We start from the raw sequence: 20,413 nt of genomic DNA, 5'->3' as shown, positions 1-20,413 counted from the left end.
CAACAGAACGCCTCCACGCAGAAGCACATGGGGCGCAGACCCCTTGAGCGTATACCGTTCACGCTGTCGCTGCGCACGCAGCTGGTGCTGGTGACCTCTGCGCTGATTGCTTTGGCGATCGTTGTGACCTCCCTTGTGGCGATTTCGGCGTTGCGCGCGCAGATGGTGCATCAGCTGGACGACGAGATGAAGGCGAACTCGGCGAACCTGCTTTCCCTTGTCTCGAACAATAGCCAGCATCCCGTGCAGGAGGCCACGCTCGGTTCGTACCATGTGTACCTGCTGGATGAGCACGGCAACACCCTGTACGCGCTCAGCCCCGATACGAGCTCCCGGGACGAGCCGCAAGTAACCGGCTGGACAGCCGATAAAGTGCGCAAAAATAACGGGGTCGGCACTACTGTTAACTCGGTGGAAGGGTCGAAAGACTGGCGTCTGCTGCCGATGACGCTTAATAACGACACCAGCGTGAACGGGGTGCACGCCACCTCCATGGTGGTTGCCTTACCCCTGGAGCAAACCAACCAAGTGGTTGCTCTCGTAGGTGTGCTCACCTTCGCGTTCGGGCTGGCCACGCTCGCCTCGGCTATTGCAATGACGTGGGTGATTGTCACCCGCACTTTCGAGCCGCTGGCGCGCGTGGAGCAGACGGCGGCGAAGATCGCTAAAGGGGATCTGTCACAACGTATTGAGGACTACAACCCCGGCAATGAGATTGGCAGTCTTGCCACGTCGCTGAACACCATGCTCGCCCAAATCGAGACCTCTTTCAATGCGCAGGCAAAATCTGAGGCGAAGATGCGCCAGTTCGTGGGCGATGCATCCCATGAGCTACGCACCCCCCTGGTGAGTATTCGCGGGTACTCCGAGCTGTACCGGCAGGGGGCGTTGCCAAATGAGGACGCCGTGGCCACCGCTATGGGCCGTATTGAGGCGGAGTCTAAACGTATGGGGCAGCTGGTGGAGGATCTGCTGACGCTGGCCCGCATTGATGAGCGCCGAGAATCGAAGCTGGCCCCGTTTGATATGTTCCACCTGGCGGTGGACGCCACCAACGATGCCTTCGCCACCTCCCCCGACCGTGAGATTACCCTGGTGGGCCTGACCGACGATGTGGCGCCCTGCTCCGCACCGGTGGTTGGTGATGAGCCGCGGATGCGTCAGGTGGTGGCGAACCTGCTCACCAACGCCATGCGGTACACCCCTGAGGGTTCGCCCCTTGAAGTTGCGGTGGGTGTGCGGCAGGAGGCTCCCGGGGTGCCGCGCGCCATTATTGAGGTGCGCGACCACGGCCCCGGTATTCACGGTGAGGATCGTGAGCGCGTGTTTGAGCGTTTCTACCGCACCGACACTTCACGCTCCCGGGAGACCGGGGGCACGGGTCTGGGCCTGTCGATTGTGGCCGCAATCGTGGAGCAGCACGACGGGCATATCCGTATTGAAGAGACTGATGGAGGCGGGGCCACGTTCGTGGTGTCGCTGCCGGTTTTGGCGGGCGCTGGCTAAAAGAAGCTGCGGTACATGCGGGGCGCACGGTGACGGTGTAAGAACCGAACCGTGCGCCCCTTTCGCGTGTGCAGGGGTGTTCCACTGGCTGGTGGTCTGGGCGCCGCTAGCCCCGCAAAACTTCATATTTCTTCATACTGATGGGTCCTGTGGGGGTATTCAGGGCTGAAAATTGAGTTTTATTCTGTGGATAAGTTGGTTTTACGACCAGGTAACTTAAGTTATCCACAGATTTATTTTAATTCATGAAAATATTTTTTGATTCGTTTTAGTCTTGTAACAAGCGCTTAGGAATTAGGTGCTAGAGGCACAACCAATACATACCCTACTGAAGGAGAACCTATCATGGCACAGTTCATTGTCGATTCCGAAGTCATTGCGTCAAAGAGCGCGCAGGCAAAAGCACACGTTGCTTCTATCACCGCAGAGGTGAACGGCATGACTGCTTCCCTGCAGGATTTGCAGAGCTCTTGGACCGGCTCGGCCTCAACCAACTTCCAGGGCGTGCTCGATAAGTGGCGTGCAACCCAGCGGCAGGTGGAAGAGTCTATCGCCCAGATTAACGAAGCGCTTTCACGCGCCGGTGTTAACTACTCCGATACCGAGCAGTCGAACGCTTCGATGTTTATGGGGTAACATATTAAGCGAATTCTGCAATTTCAATTCAATAAACCGATATAAGTAACTCAAGATATGTGGTGAGTCTATCTTAACGGTTTGGGGCGGGTACATGATGTACCCGCCCCAATCTTTTAACCTGCTACCATCCCAGCGCCACAGACCCGTGCCCCACCCCTTCTAGGGCGCAGGCTCACCCGCCCGAACGTACCGGCCAGCGCCGCACTTTTGGCGGCTGCTAGCCAGCAGCACACAGCGGATCCTATGAGGCTGGGCTTGGCAGGTGAAACTAGCCGGGTATGGCGGTATCTTGCCTGAACCGCAGGCGCCAAGAGCCCGCCTGCGCCTCATAATGCCATAGGCTGGAACGGTTCACCCGACCGCGCGCGGTATCCACCACCGCCATCACCAGCACATTCGCGGTGTCTACCAGTTCCACTACGCGGTGAGTTGGTTCCCCACGTTGGGTAAACGCGCGGGCACGGTACTCGATGGTGGAGGCTCGCGAAACCGTGCGGCCAGCAGAGGTAATCCACACCAGGTTTTCATCCAGCAGCTCGGCGATTTCCTCCTCGCCCATGGCCGCGCCGTTGGCTTCAAGCTCTTCTTCTGCGGCAAGCGCCTCATCAGGGTCGGCGGCAGCCTGCTGCTGCAACTGTGTCTGCTGTGGGCTCTGAACATGAGCGGCCTGCTCGTGCCGCTCGGCTCGCTGCGCCGCCTGCGCTAATTTCTCCTTACGCTCCGCCACCGCCTGCGGGTCGGGGGCAGCAACAGCAGAGGCGGGTTTGAGCACACCGTTGAGTTTGAGGGCGTTGAATCCTTCACGGGCCTGCTGCGCCTGCTCTATCGTGAACTCTTCAACGCTCAGATGCGCATCTGCTGAGGGGCCCTGCTCAGGCTCGGCCTCCGCAGCCGCACCAAAGCCCGGGCCGGCATCTGGTGCGTTCCCCTGCTGGTACGCCTGCGCGGCGGCGTTTGCGCGCGCATCAGCGGCCTCGTTCAGTTCGTGGCCGGAGTGGCCCTTGACCCACACCAGCTGGTAGTCACGCCCAGCGGTGGCAGCATCCAGCTCTTGCAGCAGTTCACGGTTCAACACCGGCTTGCCGTCGGCTTTTTTCCAGCCGCGGCTCTTCCAGCCGGGCATCCACTTGGTGAGGGAATTAATCACATACTGGCTATCGCAGTACACCACAAGTTTACGTTCGGGCATGTGCGCGGTCGCCTCGAACAGGTCAAGGACAGCCTTCAGCTCACCCATATTGTTGGTGCCGTGCTCCCAGCCCCCAGCCGCCCAGTGATTGTCGTCAATATACCAGGCCCATCCCGCCGGGCCGGGGTTGCCCAGCGCCGAACCGTCAGCAGCCGCAATAATCTCGCTCATGCACTCGACTTTACCCTACCGGCGGGTACAAACAGTGACATGTTCGTCATGCACATATCTGCATATTTTCCTTCTGGCGGGAGTAGACTATAGAGCATGATCACCACTGTCTCTACTTCCGGCGGTGCACAGGTGGCGGTATTTGCCTTGCCCACACGCACCATGTACAGCGGCCTGCGGGTCAGCTGGCTCAGCTACCTAGGTGCGGCTGAACAACGCCGCGCCGCCGAATTACCCACCCCCGTCGGGGCGGTCAGCTACCTCTCCACCCAGGCACTCATGCGCTCTATGGCAGCATGCCGACTGGGGGTTGCCTCCAGCGCGGCGCACACGATCGAAGTGGATCGTACCTGCACCCTATGCAATAGCACCAAGCCGCACGGTAAACCCCGCATTGAGGGCATGAACTTTAATATGTCGCAGGTTTCATCCCTGGCGGTGGGCGGGTTCTGCCCCGACGATGCGCAAGTGCTCGGGGTTGATCTTGAGCCCCGTCGAGACCGTCTATTCCCCGGGTTCGCGCGGGTGGCGCTGTCACTGCGTGAACGTGAAATATATGAGGCAACCACCGGCGAGGCACGCAACCTGCTGGGGGTGGCATTATGGACCGCGAAAGAGGCAGTGCTCAAAGCCACCGGCCACGGGCTGAGCGTCTCCCCGGCGGCGGTGCGCGTATTTTTTAGCGACTCCCTAACAGACCAACTGGCGGAGGCTTTCGAGGCATCCCGTGAGCTGACCGATGAAGAGGTGACGGCTGCATCCGTCTGCTCCGCGCGCGCAGTGTTCACCGTGCCTTCACGGGATAACAGCGACACCACGGAAGAACGGTCGTTCTATATCACCTGGACGGCACTCACCCTACACCCCGAGAAGCAGCCCGCCCACAACAGCCCGCAGAACACCAACCCGGCGCACGGCAGCGACGTCGCTGCCGAACAATTCCTCCTAGCCACCGCAACTGAAGGGGTGCCCAACAGCGTGCACGTACACCCGGTGGCCACCCCCGTTGAGCTGCGCAATAACCTGGCGCCGCTCACTTTTTCCCAACTGCCCACCATGAGGATGGGGGCTGACACCGTCACCGCCTAACCGCCCCTGCCGTATGCTGGCGCACCGGGCGGTACGGGGAAAGACGATGAGGAAGCGCCCTACGCCGCCGGGGGCGCTTCAGGGAGCGTATTAATCCCCAGCGCACGCCCGAAACTGCCCAGTTTCGTGCCGGTTTCGGTGTGTTCCAGCACCGGGTCTGATTTAGCCACAATGCCCGCGCCCGCGTAGAGGATGGCGGTTTGCGTATCAACTTCAGCGCAGCGCAGCACGAGCGCCCACTGGCCACTTCCGTCCGCGTTCATATAGCCAACAAGCCCACCAAAATAGTCGCGGCTAAACGGCTCAAGCTCGGTAATCATACGCCGCGCAACCTCGGTGGGGGCGCCGCAGATCGCGGGGGTCGGGTGAATAGCGTGCGCACCGTCCAGGCAGGTCATACCCTGCTTGAGCACACCCGAGATGGGGGTGCCAAGGTGCCACAGCTGCGGGGTTTGCAGAAGTGAAGGTTCCTCAGGAATAGTGAGCTGGCGGGTAATAGGTTCCAGCTGCGCCCGGATACTGGCAATAACGGTCGCATGTTCGCCACGGTCCTTCGGCGAAGCCATAAGCCGCCGCCCAATAGCCTCATCCTCGGTGCTGCCGCGCTCGGCGATGCGCGGGGCGCTGCCCGCCAACGGGTGCGTTTTGAAGGCGCTGCCTTCCCCGGTGTCGGGCTCGGTACTGAACACCAGTTCCGGGGAAGCACCCATCAGGTACGGGTGCTCCAACCCGCGATGCCCCTGCGGCAGTTTGACGCTAAAAACAAACGTGTTGGGCTGCTGTGCGCGCAGGTTGTTGTACACCCCGGTAAGGTCGAGGGCGCCCGGCGCGTAATCGGCCCGCAGCAGGCGAGAGAGCACAATCTTATCCAGCTGATGCGCTTTCATACGCTCAACGGCGGTCGCTACCGCCTGCCGGTACCCGGGGTTCTCACGCCCTTGAACTCGTGTTGGTTCGGCGAGCGTAACCTCGTGCTCAGGCACCGGGATGTCGTCGATCTGCAGGTGCTCGGGCACGAACAGGTGCGCGGGGGCGTCGGGGTCAAAAGGAATCAGGCCAACCACGGCGGTACCGGCCTCAACGGCGGTGGCGTGCGCCTGCTGCAGGGTGACCTGACGGAGGGAACCGGCGGTGCGCATCACACGGGTGCCGGTGGCAAACATGAAATCGGGCAGGGTAGTGCTCACAGATGATACAGCCTTTCGGGCCTGCTAGAGGGTCGCGCCGCCATCGGCAACAATGTTTTGCATGGTGATATGCCGTGAGGCATCGCTAATGAGGAACGCATTCACCGCCGCAATATCGGCGGGGTCGGCGATGCGCCCGAGCGGAATTCCCAGGCGGAAGGTCTCGGGGCTGCCCGCCACCGGCAGGGCGCTGAGGTCCTCACCACCCCAGGCGTCAGTCACCATGGGGGTGCGGGTGGTGCCGGGGCAGACCGTGTTCACGCGAATACCGTGGCGCGCCAGCTGCAGCCCGAAGCTTGACGATACGCGCACCGCTGAGGCTTTCGAAGCCCCGTAAGCACCGAATTCAGCGCGGGGCACGCGGGCCGCGTTAGAGGCGACCGTCACCAGCGAACGCGTGTTCTCAGGGGTTGCCTGTGCCTGCCCAATCATAACGCGCGCAATCTCGCGCAGGCACAGGAAAACACCGTCAGCATTAACCGCGTGCAGCCGTTTCCAGTCCTCAAAGGAGGTGTCTAAGAGCGGCTGGCTGTGGGCGATCCCCGCCGCGAGTACGGCACCTTTAATGGGCTCCCCCACCTCAGCGGCGGCACCAGCAAGCGCCCGCACCGACTCTTCATCACCCACATTAACGGAGCTGTAGCGGAACGTGGTGTCACGGTAGGCGGCGAATGATTCGTGCGGGATCTCCGCCAGATCGGCGGCGTACACCGAATAGTTATTCTTCATGAGTTCGTGTACGGTTGCCGCACCAATTCCACCGTTTGCGCCGGTCACAATAACCCAGCTCATGCGATTACCTTCCCGGTTTCCGGTGCCCCGTCCGCGCCGGGGGCACCAGCGGTAATCTGTTCCAGCACCTCGGCGGTGTCTAGTACACGGGCGCATCGGCCTGAGGCGTATTCGCAGGCCATGCGGTGCTCTTCCTCGGTGAAGTCGGCGAGCGCATCCGCCACCATGAACGGCTGAATATCGCGCATGAATGCCTCAAGGGCGGTGGTGAGGCAGCCAATATGCGCGTACACTCCGCTGATGATGAGCTGGTCACGCCCAAGCTCTTTGAGCTGCTCTTCGAGCGGGGAGCGCACGAAGGCTGAGTACCGCCATTTGGTGAGCACGGTATCGGCCTCGGTGGGGGCGAGCTCGTCAAGAATCTGGGCGCTTTCATCATCCTGCAGGCCGTCGCCCCAGAAGTCGGTCAGCAGGCGCCTGTCGGCGGGGTTCTGGCGGGGCGGCTGGGCAGTGTAGTAGACCGGGATGTTCGCCGCGTGTGCCGCATCCACTAGGCGGCGAATATTGGCAATGGCAATGTTGATTTGGGCGTCTGGGAGGGTTTGACCGTTACGTTCCAGCTCAAAGGCGCGCACGAAATAGCGCTGCATATCGTGTACAAGAAGTGCGGCGCGCGCGGGATCGACCCGCCAGTTCACGCGGTTCTGGTGTTCCTGGTCTCGGTACGAATAGGGTGCAATTTTCTTGGGCAACGCCACGGATGACTCCCCCGTCTTTTGTATGGGTTGGTGAATGACGTGCCAGCGGCGTGCACGTACGATTAAATATTAGGACATCCTGACCTAACCTGCATCTTTGGGGGTGATGATTACGCCCCGGAAAGAAAACATAGCAAAGGCCCCTGACAGCGGTGGACAACTGTTCACCTCATGCCGGGGCCTTACTGCATACACCGGGCGACAACGCGGCAGCCAGCACCACGGAAACGACACAACCAGCGGGGCGTAAAACCGCCCCGACTCACAGCTCGAACGGCGGTCCCACACCCGCAGAATAGCGCTCGCGTGGGCGGGTAAGCGTACTGGCTGGGCGCGCCGCCCCACGGGTTTTAGGCTACGGGGCTAGGCCACAGGTTGGGCCACTGCCAGCACCTCATTCAACCCCTCGGTAATTGAGGGGTGAGTGTAAATTTCATCACGTAGCTGCGATGCCGTAATATTGTGGCGCATTGCCAACGCCACAAGGTTGATAACCTCCATAGACTCGACCACCAGCAGCTGAGCGCCAAGAATCTGGTCAGTCTGGGCATCAATCACAAACTTCATGATGCCGCGCGGGTTTTCCAGGGTCTTCGCGCGCGGCATGGCGGCGATAGCGGCAACAGGCTTGGCGGCAACCTTGATGGTGTGACCCGCGGCGAGCGCATCACGCTCAGTCAGGCCAACGGATGAGAGCGGCGGGTTCATGTAGATGGTCGCGGCAACCGCCTGGCGGTCCTTCGTGGAGCGGGAACCGTCACCGAGCAGCTGCGAAAGCACCACACGGTAGTCATCCAGCGAAATGTAGGTGAACTGCGGGCCGCCGTTGACGTCGCCAAGCGCAAAAATATTCGGTGCCGTGGTGCGCAGGTGCTCGTCGACAGCGATTGCGCCGTGCTCGGTGGTTTCGATGCTCGTGTTCTCAAGCCCCAGCCCCTCGGTGGCGGGTTTACGCCCGGTTGCGACCATCACGTAATCCACCTCAAGGTGCTTGGATGCGCCCTCGGAGTCCAGGTAGTTCACGGTCACGGAGTCGGCGTTATCGGTTACAGACTCTACGCGAACGCCCGCGTGAGCGGTAATGCCTTGGTCGGCGATAATCTCGCGTGCTGCCTGGGCGACGTCGTCATCGTAACGCCCGAAAAGCGTGGGGGCGCCTTCAAGCAGGGTTACTTCGGTGCCATAGGAGGAGAAAATACCGGCGAACTCGACACCAATGGGACCGCCGCCGATAATGCCCAGGCGTTTCGGGCGCGGGGTGAGCTTCTGCAGCTCGGTGGAGGTGAGCACGCGCTTCGATTCGCGGGCGCCCGGGATGGGCGGGATAGTCGCCACGGCACCGGTGTTGATAATAAAGCAGTCAGCGGTGACGACCAGTTTGTCCTCGCCCGCAGTGACCTCAACCTCGGTATCTGAGAGGAACCGCGCGTGACCGTCAATAAGTTTGGCGGTGGCATTCGATTCGAGAATTTCGCGGTTCTTCGCACGCATGGCACCAGTGAGTTTGTCACGGAAAATCACGGCACTCTCGTAGGCGGCGTTCGCAGCGTCGGCGTCGTGTTCGCCGCTGGCACGGAATTCGTCAGCCCGGTGCACAAGCGCCTTGGTGGGCACGCACCCGATATTGATGCAGGTGCCGCCGTACATATCTGAGGACTGCTCGATTAGGGCAACGTTCTTGCCGGTTTTCGCGTAGGCACCAGCAAGGGTTTTGCCGCCCTTACCGAAGCCGATAACGACCATATCGAAGTGAAGGCGCGCGGTAGTCATAGTGTTCTCCCGGTGAAGTTTGAGGTGTTTATAATTCGTGTCTGGTGTTCCGGTGAACTTCAACAGGCGGCGTATGGCATTTATTCCTGGGTTTTGCAAGAAAACATTAAGTTTTTTGACGCTGCGCTGGGGGTCGTCTACCTTATCTTATGCAGTCTAAAAAGAGCCTTGATGTGAATAAAACGGAATTTCCAACGCTTTATTCACATCAAGGCTCTTTTTAGATCCAACACCAGGGGACAAACTACCGCGACACTACGCTTACGCGCTCGCGTTGATGCTCCCCCGACTCAATAAGGTCAATCATAGCGACTCGCTGCCTCCGCATACCACCGATACCACTGCCCCCCCTGTTCGCCACGCTGCGGGCTGCCGTATTCGGTCGGAACCGTGCTTACCTATGTTTCGGAATTTGGGTATTCATCATCTCCCACCGGTTCCAGCCATTCTGCCGTACCTGCCGTGATAACAAGGTGGGAGAACCACGAGTCTGCCGTAGCGCCATGCCAGTGTTTCACGCCGTCTTTGGCGACCGCCACATCTCCAGTGCGGAGTTTGACAGGTGGCTTGCCTTCTTCCTGGTACCAGCCCTCCCCCGCCGTCGCTAGGATGATCTGGAACCCGCCATTATGCTTGTGCCAGTTATTGCGAACGCCCGGCTCGAAGCTCACATTCGCCACGGTGACAGGCACATCCGGATCATTCACCAGCGTATTCATGTAGCTGGTGCCGCTGAAATACTGGGCGAGTGCATCGTTCACACCGCCGAGCGGGAACACACCCTCGGTCACTTCAGTCTCGTATTGACTCATGGATTCCTCCGTTTGTCCTTGAAACGTCGTTCAGGCATTAGATTACCCTTAACGTTTCCTTAAACCTAGAATTTTCGGAGAGAAACACCCAAAAATTTTGTTTGTGGCGCTTTATGACGCAAAACCCGCAGCGACACGCCGGTACGCCACATCGGCGCACCACTGCCTCGCGCCCGCCACACTGCGGGCAACCCCGATAACACCGCGAGCAGATAATATTTCGGCGAGAAGATAACGGACTGTTATCTGCTCGCGCGTCTTGTGTCTTGTTTCGCCTCGGTTACAGCGTTCTTACCTGTGATAGAATCCACAGTATTATGAGACGCACCACAGACCCTTCGCCTGAGCACCCTGAATCACCTGCGCCGCGCATTCCAACAAACACACCAGACGCGACCGCAAAACCCACATCAGCAACGCCGCTGAACGCACGCGGGCAGCTCACGCTCCTGACCGCGCAGGTTTCTGATGCTCTTGCGTCCAGTATCCAAGCTATCGCCATGCCCCTGCTGACCTACGGCGCCACCGGCGACCTCGCCCACTCCGCTATCGTCATGGTCGTCGAGGCAGTCCCCGTCATCCTCTTCGCACCCTTCGCAGGCGCTATCGCCGACAAATTCAACCGCAAAACCCTCACCGTCAGCTTCAGGCTCGCCAGCGCCGCCCTACTCATCGCATCCCCAGCCCTCTACGCCGCCGCAGGACTACCCGCCTTCCTCACCATCGCATTCCTCGTCTCAACCTTCGGCACCTTCTCATCCCCCGCAGCCTCCGCCGCCATGCCCTCCCTGCTCGGCGACGACTACCAAAAATACATGGCACGCCGCGGCAGCCTCATCTTCCTCGCCCAAACCCTCGGCCCCACCATCGCAGCCGCCGTCGCATCCTTCACCACCCCAGCCCTCGCCGTCGGATTCGCAGGCACCCTCAACCTGCTCGCTGCCCTCACCGTCGCCACCATACACAACTACGACCTCACCCACGCCGAACGCACCACCACCGTGCAGGAACACCACACCGGCAGACTCCTGCGCGAAGGCGCCGCCTACACCGCACACAACCCCATCGTGCGCGGCATGCTCACCTTCTGGTTCCTCTCCATCGCCGCCGTACCCATCACCACCCTGCCCATGCTCGAATACCTCACCCGCGGCCTCGGGCACGACTACACCGCCTTCGGAATCGCAACTTCCGTCTACGCCGCCGGATGCGTGATCAGCTCCTGGCTCTCAGTCAAACTCGGCGTCGGTACAGGCGCCGGGCGGGTACGCATAACCAAACGCGGGTGGATGTGCATCTCCGGACTCGGCTACGGCGCCGTTTGTCTGAGTATGGGACTGCACCCGGCGCTGTGGGCGGTACTCGTGCTCTGGTTCATCTGGGGCATGTTCTACGGACCCGAAGAAGTGCTCGGGCAAGTCCTCTTCGCAGACGCTATCGACGAACACATGCGCGGGCGCGTCTACAGCTTCATGGGTGTGGTTTTCTCCCTAGCAGGTATGGTCGGGTACCTCATCACCGGATGGGCGGTACCAGCGTTCGGCGCGATCAACACCATTGTTGCCGGAGGGGCACTCTTCATCATCGCCACCGTATTCACGTTCATTCTCGGCCCGACCGCACGAGCGATACGGGCGCAGGAATCGCGGAATGAGGCAAAGAGCCGTGCGGGTGCATGACTTGCTCTGTGTAGCGCATCGACGTATTACCGAATCAAACCCGCCAGGATGCGAGGCACCACCGCTTATTTATAAAAACTTCTCTCCAGATACACCTCAGAATTCGGATCATAGAATCCAGACCATTCTTCTCTTGTAAGTATAAGCAATTTTGCCAGATTCGAGTTAAGGAGAGATAATTATTTTTCCTTTTGAAAGGCTCTTACCAAAACTCTCTCTGTTCTTGATGGGTAAAGATACTTTCTAAGCGCATCGCTTCCACACTTCAGGACATATAGCATTTTAAGGTTTTTATATATATCTCTCGCCAGAATAGAAGATTCGAGTCCCCGCTCCTTTTCCAACATTTCTTCAGTAACATCTCGAAATACCTTAGATCGATTTGATATATCATTAACCATTCCGCATTTTGTATAGAATAAATAATGGGCTCGATCCAGGTCTTTTAACAGAAATAGCTCCCAATAAAGTTCCCATATAGCATAACTCTTCAATGCAACCACCCGAGTGAACCTGCGTAATTTATCACTTAATAATTTATTAATTACTTCGACGAAGTCATCCACTTCAGGAAGTTCAATAAATCTATAGTTGTCAATCTGAGGCAAACTATAGTTACGACGGTATTTTAAATCATTATAATTGGAGATTCTTTTCTCTAACCTCATTTCAACAATTAATTCTTGAACGCTTATAACATATTCATAGTTTTGCGATATATTATATAAATTCTGATCAATCCAGGACATCAACTCTTTATACAGAAGGGCAGTCTCTTCGAGGTACCTATCTTCTTCCCTGTCAATAATTTTTCGAACGTCGCGCTTTCGACTGTAGAAATAGAAGCAGAGGATCGTTGGTATTAAAATCGGTATAGTAGCTAGTATGGGCAGACTGGAAAATGCATCTGGAAGATTTACATTAAATTTCAGAGCGCTAATTACCCACTCTTGAATTTCAGTAAAGCTCAATATATTTAATGAAAAACAGGACAGAATAAAAGATAAAATCACCGGAAGACTAAGCAAAATTTTAAACAGACTAACGAATTTTTGAGAAATTGATTTTTTAGATAGTAAAACCCATACACCACTCCTGTCTGTAGGCCCATAAGAAATCCACCCTAACCTTAAGAAACGATATATCATTTCCCATGAATAACCAATTCTTACTAACCGCAGAACATGTTTAACATTCTCCTTCTGAACTAATTCTTTTCCAAACTTATCCAGACGCAAGGAGACAAGATGGCCAACTTTCATAACTAGGAAATCATATACCGATAAATATAAAATTAGCAGAAATAAATATATAAGTGTAAGCAAGAACAAATTGCCTTTACCCACACTAAAAGTAAATATTTCACGCAACCGATTAATTTCTATTCGAGTTAGAATTGATATCAACAAGATTAAAAATGTTAAAAAAACTAAAGGCACCAAAAGTTTAAGGGTTCTAGAGAATCTCATTCTATCCATTATCCTCTCTCTAATACTACATATTTACTTATGTATTTAAATTTTATGTGTAGTTCCAATCTACCAGAGAAGTGCTAAATCTGAAATCTCTACCCCCGCCTCAGCAACACCATAACCTCATAGTGGTTCGTATGCGGGAACATATCGAGCACGCGCGCGGCGACCGGCTTGTAGGAAGGCATGTGCGCTAGGTCAGCGGCAAGGGTTTTTGCGTTGCAGCTCGAATAAATCACGTGCTCAATCCCGGAGTCCTCAACCCAGGCGCACAGCCTCTCGCCAATACCTCGCCTGGGCGGGTTTACCACCAGCATCTCGGGGGTTTCGCGGGCGTTCACGGCGAACTCGGTCGCGTCCCCCGCCGCAAATTTCACGCCCTCAATCCCCTGCTCGGCGACGGTACGCTGGGCGCTGCGAATCGCCTCCGCACTGATCTCGATCCCGGTGACCTCACCGTGCATCACCTGCGCCGCGTGCAGGGCAAAACCGCCCACGCCGCAATATAAATCCCAGAGCGTGCGCGGCTGAACCTGCCCCACCCACTCGCGGCCCTGCGCGTACATCGCCTGCGCAATCTGCGTGTTCGTCTGAAAGAAACTCTGCGGGCGCAGGTGCAGACTCATGCCGTTCACGCGCATCGGCAGGGTTTGCCGCTCGGTCAGAATAATCTCTTCATCGCCCTCGATCAGCGCCACATGTTCGCGCAGCAGGTTCACCGACAGCACCGCCAACTTCGGCAGACGTTCCTGCAGCCACCCCAGTTGGCGGCGAATAGGCACCAGCAGCTTCTTCGAGCGGAGCACAAACCGCACCATCAGCTCGCCCGTCTCGGATGCGGTCACCAGAATATTCTTGAGCTCACCGCGCCGTGCCGGAATGTCGTACGGGGTCAAATCGGCACGCTGTATAAGCTCGTGCAGCACCGGAATGGCGCGCTCAATCGGCTCAATATAGAGCGGGCATTCGCTTAAATCGGTGGCGCGCCCCGAACGGTAATCCACGATGCCCAGGGACGGGTTCTGCGCCGAACCGCCCACCACCATCTTCGCCTTATTCCGAAAATGCGCCTCGTCGCTGGCGACAGGTTCCAGCCAGGTCAGGTGAGGGTACGCCGCCAGAAGCCTGCGCGCGTCGGTTTGTTTCGCTGCGAGCTGGGCGGGGTACGGGGTTTCGATGTTGGTGCAGGAGCGGCAAAGACTCTCACGGTAATAGGCGCATTCCATAGCCCCACCATTCTACCCTGTAAACAGCCGAAATAGGCATGTTCCACAGCAGTGCTCTGTTTTCCCAGGAATTCCTATTTCCTACATACCACCAAGCACCGTATATGAACAAAGAAATATGAACCTATATTAATTAGGACAGAATTTCTGTTTTATGCTATACTCCTACAGCTTTCACGCTTTTACTCACAGTCCCTGGTACAAGACTTTTCAGACCCATGGCAGGGCGTTCTACATACACCCATGAGAAATAAGCAAACACTAAGGTAATAGCCGAGCATAATAATATATTTAGCAGTACTCCTAATGAGCTACTACCTAAAAGAACTAGCATCATTTGCACAGGAAAAGCGTATATATAAACCCCATACGATAAATCATTTTTGCGGCACAACGAGGTTTTTAAAATTACCCCCATGCCTAGTACTGCATATGCTACTACTAGCTGAAAAGGGGTTCTAGCATAACCTGAAAAACACCAATATAGGACCCCTGTAAAAATTACACTAGAAATCACTAGAATTTTGTTCACACGAATTTTATCGCTCCACTGATATAGACACGCCCCTGCAAGGAAACTAGGCACCAGCCGCCCGAAATGTAAATACCTGTTGGTGGTAACGTCAAGTAGTTCCATGGCAGGAGTCAAAGTCAGACTAAAAGCAAACGCTACAGTTACAACGAGCCTCTGATAGCGCTTCAAACCAGGTACGAAAGCTAAGACAAGAACTCCTAAATACGCAGTCCATTCATACCATAGCGTCCATGCGGATCCGTTCCATGCCTCACCATTGGGGCTACCCCCTAAACCATATTGAAGATTTATAAGGGTTGAGTTGTGTATAATGTACGATATTCCATCTTTTACATTCCACTGTCCTTGCACGGGATTAATCAGAAAGCTTAAAGGGGCAAATATAAAAACGACTACAAGAATTGAAACCCAGTATCCAGGAAATATCCTTAAAAATCTGCGCCACAGATACGAATACCAGTTTCCATGCCGGGTACTTGCCATAATAAGAAATCCGGAGATAGCAAAGAACAAATCCACCGCCACAACGGATAGAACTTCAAAGTTACTATTTCCACTGTGTGTTAAAGGCCAAGCATGACCAACAATAACGAATAACGCCAATAATAGACGTATAAAATTCAGGGAATTAGGGTTATGTAAAACCCCATCCCGCAAAGATATTGAGTTATATTTTTTCATAAATTGATGTTAAATGTGTGAGTGATTTATTCAATTAAATGAACCTACTCAAATGCAAAATTTGATATTTACTTACATTCAAGGATTACTCGCGGACGAGACACATAGAACTACAGATAGAAATATAGGCCAAGCCCATTACCAGTGTTGGTATCTTAGAAATAAGTAGAGAACCCTGTAGGTTAGCTTCCCTCATACTAGCAGGGTTACCTCCTCAGCAGTGGAAGGCAACTCAAGGATAACGCGTGATTTACGTTACTAATACTCCAGCGAAGGTGTGAGATACTGCGAGAAGCCTGCGCGCGTCGGTTTGTTTCGCTGCGAGCTGGGCGGGGTACGGGGTTTCAATGCTGGTGCAGGAGCGGCAAAGACTCTCACGGTAATAGGCGCATTCCATAGCCCCACCATTCTACCTTGTGGATGCGCGGGCACGGGTAACCCACCGGGTGGCACTGCCGACATGCCCCCTTCAAGGGGTGCTCCTTCGCCCCTGCCCCATCGAAAAAAGAGCCTTTATGTGAATAAAGCGGCAAAAACTACGCTTTATTCACATAAAGGCTCTTTTTTTGCAGGCAGGACTGGGGCTGGATCGGGCGGGGCGGGAAGGCTACGGTTTCTTTGCCTTCTTCTGCTGGCCCGCCTTAAGCACCGACCTGTACGACCGTGCCGAGAGCACAGATGCTTCCGATAAAACCGATAACACGCTCATGAAGCTCAGGCACGAGGCAACGGACAGCGAAGAAAAAGCCGAGCCGATAGACCCAAACGAGAAAACCGAGCCGATCGAAAACGCCGAATTTACGGAGCCAATGCTGCAGAATGAGTTCACCGACCCGATGCTCAGAAATGAATTTCGCGAGCCGATGCTCTTTGTGTTTCGGTCGGAACGGGCGGGGGCATCGGGGGCGTTTTCGGAAGATTTGGAGGTGGTGTTAGACATCATAAATCCAGCATACCGCGCGGCTCGCCCATCCCGAACGAATCACGGCGCACGTTGCGAGCAATCATGCATACGCGCGATCAGGTGGTATTGTGCCGAAAAGGTAGGATTTTCCTACCTGCTCGGGCCAAAAACCACCTGCTCGCGGCTCTGAGATAGACAAAAGCTCTCCGGGGTGGGCTCCGTACCCAGCATTGTGCCGGTCAGGAACCCACCCCGGAGAGCTTCAACATACTCCCTCAGTCGGGAAACGTTACATCATGCCGCCCATCGGGTCAGCAGCCGGTGCCGCAGCGGATGCGGGCTCAGGCTTGTTCGCCACCACAGCCTCGGTGGTCAGGAACAGGCCAGCGATCGATGCTGCGTTCTGCAGAGCGGAACGGGTCACCTTCACGGGGTCGTTAATACCCGCAGCCATAAGGTCTTCGTACTCGCCGGTTGCGGCATTCAGACCGGTGCCCTCGGGCAGGGAACGAACCTTATCGACCACCACGCCGGGCTCAAGGCCAGCGTTCGTTGCGATCTGCTTCAGCGGCGCATCGATAGCCACACGCACGATGTTCGCGCCGGTTGCCTCGTCACCCTTCAGGTCGAGCTTGTCGAAGACCTTCGCGCCCGCCTGAATCAGTGCCACGCCGCCGCCGGGGACGATACCCTCTTCAACGGCTGCCTTTGCGTTGCGCACAGCATCCTCAATGCGGTGCTTGCGTTCCTTCAGCTCAACCTCGGTTGCCGCGCCAGCCTTGAGCACAGCCACACCACCGGCGAGCTTTGCCAGGCGCTCCTGCAGCTTCTCGCGGTCGTAGTCGGAATCGGAGTTTGCGATCTCGGCGCGAATCTGTGCCACGCGGCCATCAAGTGCGGCGGCGTCGCCAGCGCCCTCAATAATGGTGGTCTCGTCCTTGGTGACAACAACCTTGCGTGCCTTACCCAGCATATCCAGGGTTGCGGTATCCAGCGCGAGGCCAACCTCTTCGGTAATAACCTGGCCGCCGGTGAGGATCGCAATATCAGCCATCATAGCCTTGCGACGGTCACCGAAACCGGGTGCCTTCACGGCAACGGACTTGATGGAGCCGCGCATCTTGTTCAGCACGAGCAGCGCCAGAGCCTCGCCCTCAACATCCTCGGCAATAATCAGCAGCGGCTTGCCGGACTGCATGACCTTCTCCAGGACGGGAACCAGATCCTTCACGTTCGAGATCTTCTGGTTGACCACCAGGATGTAGGGGTCTTCCAGCACGGCTTCCTGACGCTCGGGGTCGGTCACGAAGTAGCCGGAGAGGAAGCCCTTATCGAAACGCATACCCTCGGTGAGTTCCAGGTTCAGGCCGAAGGTGTTGGACTCCTCAACGGTAATCACGCCTTCCTTGCCGACCTTCTCCATAGCCTGAGCAATCAGCTTACCGATCTCCTGATCACCCGCAGAGATGGATGCGGTTGCCGCGATCTCTTCCTCAGTCTCAACCTCTTTCGCGGAGTCGAGCAGGGTCTTGGTGACCTCCTCAACAGCCTTCTCAATACCGCGCTTGAGGCTCAGCGGGTCAGCACCAGCAGCCACGTTGCGCAGGCCCTCACGCACGAGCGCCTGAGCGAGCACGGTTGCGGTGGTGGTACCGTCACCTGCGATATCGTCGGTCTTCTTGGCTACCTCTTTGACGAGTTCAGCGCCAATCTTTTCATAGGGGTCTTCAAGCTCGATCTCTTTGGCGATGGAAACACCGTCGTTGGTGATCGTGGGTGCGCCCCACGACTTCTCAAGCACGACGTTGCGGCCACGGGGGCCAAGAGTCACCTTAACAGCATCGGCTAGGGTGTTCAGTCCGCGCTCTAGACCGCGACGAGCTTCTTCATCAAAAGCAATAAGTTTTGCCATGTGGCGATGTCCCTCCTGGACCTATATTTCCTGATAAATGAATGTAGGAATCCCTATATCAAAAGTGTGCGGTGCACCCGAGCGGATGCGCCGCCGCAGAACGCTTCACGGCGCATGCGCACCGTGGGTGCACCGAATGCTACATCAATTTTGGCACCGACCGCACCCAGGGGCAAACATTTTCGGCCGTGGCGGGCCATCATATCGCCAACAGCGCAAGGAACACGCGCGGCACGGCAGGAAAACAGGGTACAGCCCACACAGATGCTCACGGGCACAGCACTAACGCCCGGATCATGTGCAGGGGAAAGAAGGGATGAACTAGCTCTGGAAGTCGCTGGCAAGCACCACGACTGTGTCGTTACTGCCCAGATCCTCGGCGGTGCCTTCCTGAACATTGCTAATACCCACAGCGTTAGCAACCTGCTGGGCCTGCTGCTGGGCGCCGCTCTTATAGTAGACGGTGCTGCTCTGCGGCGGGTTACCGGGCCAGTTGCCGGTCTCGCTAATGGTGTAGCTCTTAAGCTTAGCGGCGGCACGGGATGCGCTGCCCGAAGGGGCCGACGCGTTATACACGGCCACAGTCCCCGAGGTGGAGCTCTGGCTCGACGACTGCGACGGCTGGGCGCTGCCGCTCTTATTCCCGCCATCAGTTTTTGGGGCGTTACTGGAAGGGCTGGCTGCCGCCTTACCCGCATACGCTTTAGAGCCCGCAGAGTTGGGTGAACTGTAGCGGGGAGCCATCACATACATGGACGCGCCCAAGAGCAACGCAATAACCCCGGCCGTGACAAGAGGAATGGCTCCTCGCGGGTCCTTAGCGGGGTCGTCGATAGTACCGCGATAGATGCCGCGCCGGGCGGTATTCTCGTCGATATCATCGAATTCGTCGTGCGGATACTTACTCATGCATCTCTCGGGTGGGTCGTCTTTGGTGTTCTATACAGATTACAGGGATTCTCGCCTGACTCCAAGGACGGGTCTGAACAATAACACACCCATTGTAAAGTTTTCAGGAAGAGTTATTCAGCATCCTCTACCGTTTTGTGGCTAATTTATCTGCCGAACCGCAGGCGCCCTGCGGCCCTCATTGGGCGCGGTGCTCAACGCCGCCAGAACGCTACTGCTGGTCGCGGTGCTCCCGCAGGCGCGCAGTCAGAATCGGCTCCGCCGCAATGACGCGAGGGTCATCAATCATCGTGTTGAGCTTCTGATAATAGGCAATAGGTGTGATGCCCAGCGCCCCAATGGTTTTCTCCTTCGACCCCTGGTACTTCCAGCGGCGCTTCTCAATACCAATAATGGCCCGTTCCAAGGGGCTGAGTTCCTCAAATTTCTTATTCACCATGACCTCGCGGGTGTTCTCACAGACCGGGTGTGCTCTACTCTAGAGTACGTAATTTATGTTGTGTGCGCTGCACCTACGGGAGGTATCCATGTCCGAGTATCCGCCGCTGTCGTCCATTATGCACGAAGAATGGGCGCAAGCCCTCGCTCCGGTCGAACCGCAAATCCGCGCCATGGGCGATTTTTTGCGCACCGAACACGCCGCAGGGCACCGCACCTTCCCCGCCGGGGACGACATTTTCCGTGCCTTCGCCCGACCCATGAGCGAAGTCAAAGTGCTCATCCTCGGACAAGACCCGTACCCCACCCCCGGGCACGCCATGGGGATGTCATTCTCAGTGCACCGCGATGTGCGCCCCCTGCCGCGCTCGCTGAACAACATCTACCGGGAACTCAATGACGATTTAGGAATCGCCCCCGCAGAACACGGCGACCTCTCCAGCTGGGCTGACGAAGGGGTGATGCTCATGAACAGGGTGCTCAGCGTGCGAGAAGGCAAACCCGCCTCCCACCGCAATAAAGGCTGGGAACAGGTGACCCAGCAGGCCATTGAAGCCCTCGTAGCCCGCGACAAACCACTGGTGGGGCTGCTGTGGGGTGCCGATGCACGCCGCACCGCGCCCATGCTCGCACCGTACCCGTGCGTGGAGTCGGCGCACCCCTCACCGCTCTCAGCCAGCAAAGGGTTCTTCGGCTCCCGCCCGTTCTCACGCGTGAACGAGCTGCTGGCACAGCAGGGGGCCACCGGGGTAGACTGGCACGTCAAATAGGGTTTTAAACGGCGGTTGCCGTAGCCGAACGGAA

18 protein-coding genes are annotated in these 20,413 nt (G+C 56.9%); 6 read left to right on the top strand and 12 right to left on the bottom strand.

What is annotated here, in order from left to right:
• The first annotated feature begins 27 nt into the window (after nucleotides 1-27).
• Complete coding sequence (locus tag D8M41_RS08570) at nucleotides 28-1,506, top strand: sensor histidine kinase (protein ID WP_006887004.1); 1,479 nt, start codon at nucleotides 28-30, stop codon at nucleotides 1,504-1,506.
• 345 nt (nucleotides 1,507-1,851) lie between these two features.
• Nucleotides 1,852-2,142 (top strand): WXG100 family type VII secretion target, encoded by a 291-nt coding sequence (locus D8M41_RS08565; RefSeq protein WP_006887070.1) that lies wholly within the window; start codon nucleotides 1,852-1,854, stop codon nucleotides 2,140-2,142.
• A gap of 271 nt (nucleotides 2,143-2,413) precedes the next feature.
• Here the strand turns inward: D8M41_RS08565 and D8M41_RS08560 are convergent, their stop codons facing one another.
• Entirely contained in the window at nucleotides 2,414-3,505 is a 1,092-nt protein-coding gene (locus tag D8M41_RS08560; RefSeq protein ID WP_126926809.1) for an RNase H family protein, read from the bottom strand.
• A 96-nt stretch (nucleotides 3,506-3,601) separates the two neighbouring features.
• Here D8M41_RS08560 and D8M41_RS08555 point away from each other — a divergent pair, with 96 nt between their 5' ends.
• Nucleotides 3,602-4,594 carry a 4'-phosphopantetheinyl transferase family protein gene (locus tag D8M41_RS08555; protein ID WP_126926808.1) on the top strand — a complete coding sequence of 331 codons (993 nt, stop codon included), beginning with the start codon at nucleotides 3,602-3,604 and terminating at the stop codon, nucleotides 4,592-4,594.
• A gap of 59 nt (nucleotides 4,595-4,653) precedes the next feature.
• Here D8M41_RS08555 and D8M41_RS08550 read toward each other — a convergent pair whose 3' ends face one another.
• From D8M41_RS08550 to D8M41_RS08525, 5 genes are all read right to left on the bottom strand, one after another.
• On the bottom strand, nucleotides 4,654-5,781 hold the full coding sequence (locus tag D8M41_RS08550) for an isochorismate synthase (RefSeq protein WP_126926807.1): 1,128 nt from the start codon (nucleotides 5,779-5,781) through the stop codon (nucleotides 4,654-4,656).
• Between the two features lie 24 nt (nucleotides 5,782-5,805).
• A complete protein-coding gene (locus D8M41_RS08545) occupies nucleotides 5,806-6,573 on the bottom strand; it encodes an SDR family oxidoreductase (protein WP_126926806.1) in 768 nt (255 codons plus the stop codon).
• Nucleotides 6,570-7,271 (bottom strand): isochorismatase family protein, encoded by a 702-nt coding sequence (locus tag D8M41_RS08540; RefSeq protein WP_126926805.1) that lies wholly within the window; start codon nucleotides 7,269-7,271, stop codon nucleotides 6,570-6,572. Before D8M41_RS08540 ends, D8M41_RS08545 begins: the two co-directional genes overlap by 4 nt.
• A 363-nt stretch (nucleotides 7,272-7,634) precedes the next feature.
• Nucleotides 7,635-9,041, bottom strand: a complete 1,407-nt coding sequence (locus D8M41_RS08535; protein WP_126926804.1) for an FAD-dependent oxidoreductase — start codon at nucleotides 9,039-9,041, stop codon at nucleotides 7,635-7,637.
• 398 nt (nucleotides 9,042-9,439) lie between these two features.
• Nucleotides 9,440-9,853, bottom strand: coding sequence for a cupin domain-containing protein (locus D8M41_RS08525; protein WP_126926803.1), 414 nt, complete (start codon nucleotides 9,851-9,853; stop codon nucleotides 9,440-9,442).
• A gap of 317 nt (nucleotides 9,854-10,170) precedes the next feature.
• Between D8M41_RS08525 and D8M41_RS08520 the strand changes: the two genes are divergently transcribed.
• Nucleotides 10,171-11,532: an MFS transporter gene (locus D8M41_RS08520; protein ID WP_238693504.1), complete on the top strand. Its 1,362-nt coding sequence runs from the start codon at nucleotides 10,171-10,173 to the stop codon at nucleotides 11,530-11,532.
• A gap of 179 nt (nucleotides 11,533-11,711) precedes the next feature.
• On the opposite strand, the gene D8M41_RS08515 is transcribed toward D8M41_RS08520, so the two are convergent.
• The 3 genes from D8M41_RS08515 to D8M41_RS08505 form a co-directional block, all read right to left on the bottom strand.
• On the bottom strand, nucleotides 11,712-12,794 hold the full coding sequence (locus D8M41_RS08515; RefSeq protein WP_126926801.1) for a hypothetical protein: 1,083 nt from the start codon (nucleotides 12,792-12,794) through the stop codon (nucleotides 11,712-11,714).
• Nucleotides 12,795-13,099: 305 nt separating this feature from the next.
• Nucleotides 13,100-14,230: a 23S rRNA (uracil(747)-C(5))-methyltransferase RlmC gene (rlmC, locus tag D8M41_RS08510; RefSeq protein ID WP_126926800.1), complete on the bottom strand. Its 1,131-nt coding sequence runs from the start codon at nucleotides 14,228-14,230 to the stop codon at nucleotides 13,100-13,102.
• A 157-nt stretch (nucleotides 14,231-14,387) separates the two neighbouring features.
• Nucleotides 14,388-15,446, bottom strand: coding sequence for an acyltransferase family protein (locus tag D8M41_RS08505; protein WP_126926799.1), 1,059 nt, complete (start codon nucleotides 15,444-15,446; stop codon nucleotides 14,388-14,390).
• Nucleotides 15,447-16,012: 566 nt separating this feature from the next.
• On the opposite strand from D8M41_RS08505, the gene D8M41_RS11995 reads away from it, so the two are divergent.
• On the top strand, nucleotides 16,013-16,540 hold the full coding sequence (locus D8M41_RS11995; protein WP_238693503.1) for a hypothetical protein: 528 nt from the start codon (nucleotides 16,013-16,015) through the stop codon (nucleotides 16,538-16,540).
• Nucleotides 16,541-16,639: 99 nt separating this feature from the next.
• On the opposite strand, the gene groL is transcribed toward D8M41_RS11995, so the two are convergent.
• The 3 genes from groL to D8M41_RS08485 all read right to left on the bottom strand — a co-directional run bounded on the left by groL (nucleotide 16,640) and on the right by D8M41_RS08485 (nucleotide 19,610).
• Complete coding sequence (groL, locus tag D8M41_RS08495) at nucleotides 16,640-18,262, bottom strand: chaperonin GroEL (protein WP_126926798.1); 1,623 nt, start codon at nucleotides 18,260-18,262, stop codon at nucleotides 16,640-16,642.
• A 321-nt stretch (nucleotides 18,263-18,583) separates the two neighbouring features.
• Nucleotides 18,584-19,171 carry a LytR C-terminal domain-containing protein gene (locus D8M41_RS08490; RefSeq protein WP_006887015.1) on the bottom strand — a complete coding sequence of 196 codons (588 nt, stop codon included), beginning with the start codon at nucleotides 19,169-19,171 and terminating at the stop codon, nucleotides 18,584-18,586.
• Nucleotides 19,172-19,382: 211 nt separating this feature from the next.
• Entirely contained in the window at nucleotides 19,383-19,610 is a 228-nt protein-coding gene (locus tag D8M41_RS08485; RefSeq protein ID WP_023134332.1) for a DUF3263 domain-containing protein, read from the bottom strand.
• Between the two features lie 88 nt (nucleotides 19,611-19,698).
• Between D8M41_RS08485 and D8M41_RS08480 the strand changes: the two genes are divergently transcribed.
• Nucleotides 19,699-20,379, top strand: coding sequence for a uracil-DNA glycosylase (locus tag D8M41_RS08480; protein ID WP_006887052.1), 681 nt, complete (start codon nucleotides 19,699-19,701; stop codon nucleotides 20,377-20,379).
• The last annotated feature ends 34 nt before the right edge of the window (nucleotides 20,380-20,413 follow it).

The organism is Rothia sp. HSID18069, from assembly GCF_003989155.1.
GTDB lineage: Bacteria > Actinomycetota > Actinomycetes > Actinomycetales > Micrococcaceae > Rothia > Rothia aeria.
Note: the sequence above shows the minus strand (reverse complement) of the source record. Positions and strands in the feature narration are given on the sequence as shown.

Excerpts from the sequence above, each read along its gene's own strand:
- D8M41_RS08570 (WP_006887004.1), top strand. The coding sequence starts at position 28 with ATGGGGCGCAGACCCCTTGAGCGTATACCGTTCACGCTGTCGCTGCGC.
- D8M41_RS08565 (WP_006887070.1), top strand. The coding sequence starts at position 1,852 with ATGGCACAGTTCATTGTCGATTCCGAAGTCATTGCGTCAAAGAGCGCG.
- D8M41_RS08560 (WP_126926809.1), bottom strand. The coding sequence starts at position 3,505 with ATGAGCGAGATTATTGCGGCTGCTGACGGTTCGGCGCTGGGCAACCCC.
- D8M41_RS08555 (WP_126926808.1), top strand. The coding sequence starts at position 3,602 with ATGATCACCACTGTCTCTACTTCCGGCGGTGCACAGGTGGCGGTATTT.
- D8M41_RS08545 (WP_126926806.1), bottom strand. The coding sequence starts at position 6,573 with ATGAGCTGGGTTATTGTGACCGGCGCAAACGGTGGAATTGGTGCGGCA.
- D8M41_RS08535 (WP_126926804.1), bottom strand. The coding sequence starts at position 9,041 with ATGACTACCGCGCGCCTTCACTTCGATATGGTCGTTATCGGCTTCGGT.
- D8M41_RS08525 (WP_126926803.1), bottom strand. The coding sequence starts at position 9,853 with ATGAGTCAATACGAGACTGAAGTGACCGAGGGTGTGTTCCCGCTCGGC.
- D8M41_RS08520 (WP_238693504.1), top strand. The coding sequence starts at position 10,171 with ATGAGACGCACCACAGACCCTTCGCCTGAGCACCCTGAATCACCTGCG.
- D8M41_RS08515 (WP_126926801.1), bottom strand. The coding sequence starts at position 12,794 with ATGAAAGTTGGCCATCTTGTCTCCTTGCGTCTGGATAAGTTTGGAAAA.
- rlmC (WP_126926800.1), bottom strand. The coding sequence starts at position 14,230 with ATGGAATGCGCCTATTACCGTGAGAGTCTTTGCCGCTCCTGCACCAAC.
- D8M41_RS08505 (WP_126926799.1), bottom strand. The coding sequence starts at position 15,446 with ATGAAAAAATATAACTCAATATCTTTGCGGGATGGGGTTTTACATAAC.
- groL (WP_126926798.1), bottom strand. The coding sequence starts at position 18,262 with ATGGCAAAACTTATTGCTTTTGATGAAGAAGCTCGTCGCGGTCTAGAG.
- D8M41_RS08490 (WP_006887015.1), bottom strand. The coding sequence starts at position 19,171 with ATGAGTAAGTATCCGCACGACGAATTCGATGATATCGACGAGAATACC.
- D8M41_RS08485 (WP_023134332.1), bottom strand. The coding sequence starts at position 19,610 with ATGGTGAATAAGAAATTTGAGGAACTCAGCCCCTTGGAACGGGCCATT.
- D8M41_RS08480 (WP_006887052.1), top strand. The coding sequence starts at position 19,699 with ATGTCCGAGTATCCGCCGCTGTCGTCCATTATGCACGAAGAATGGGCG.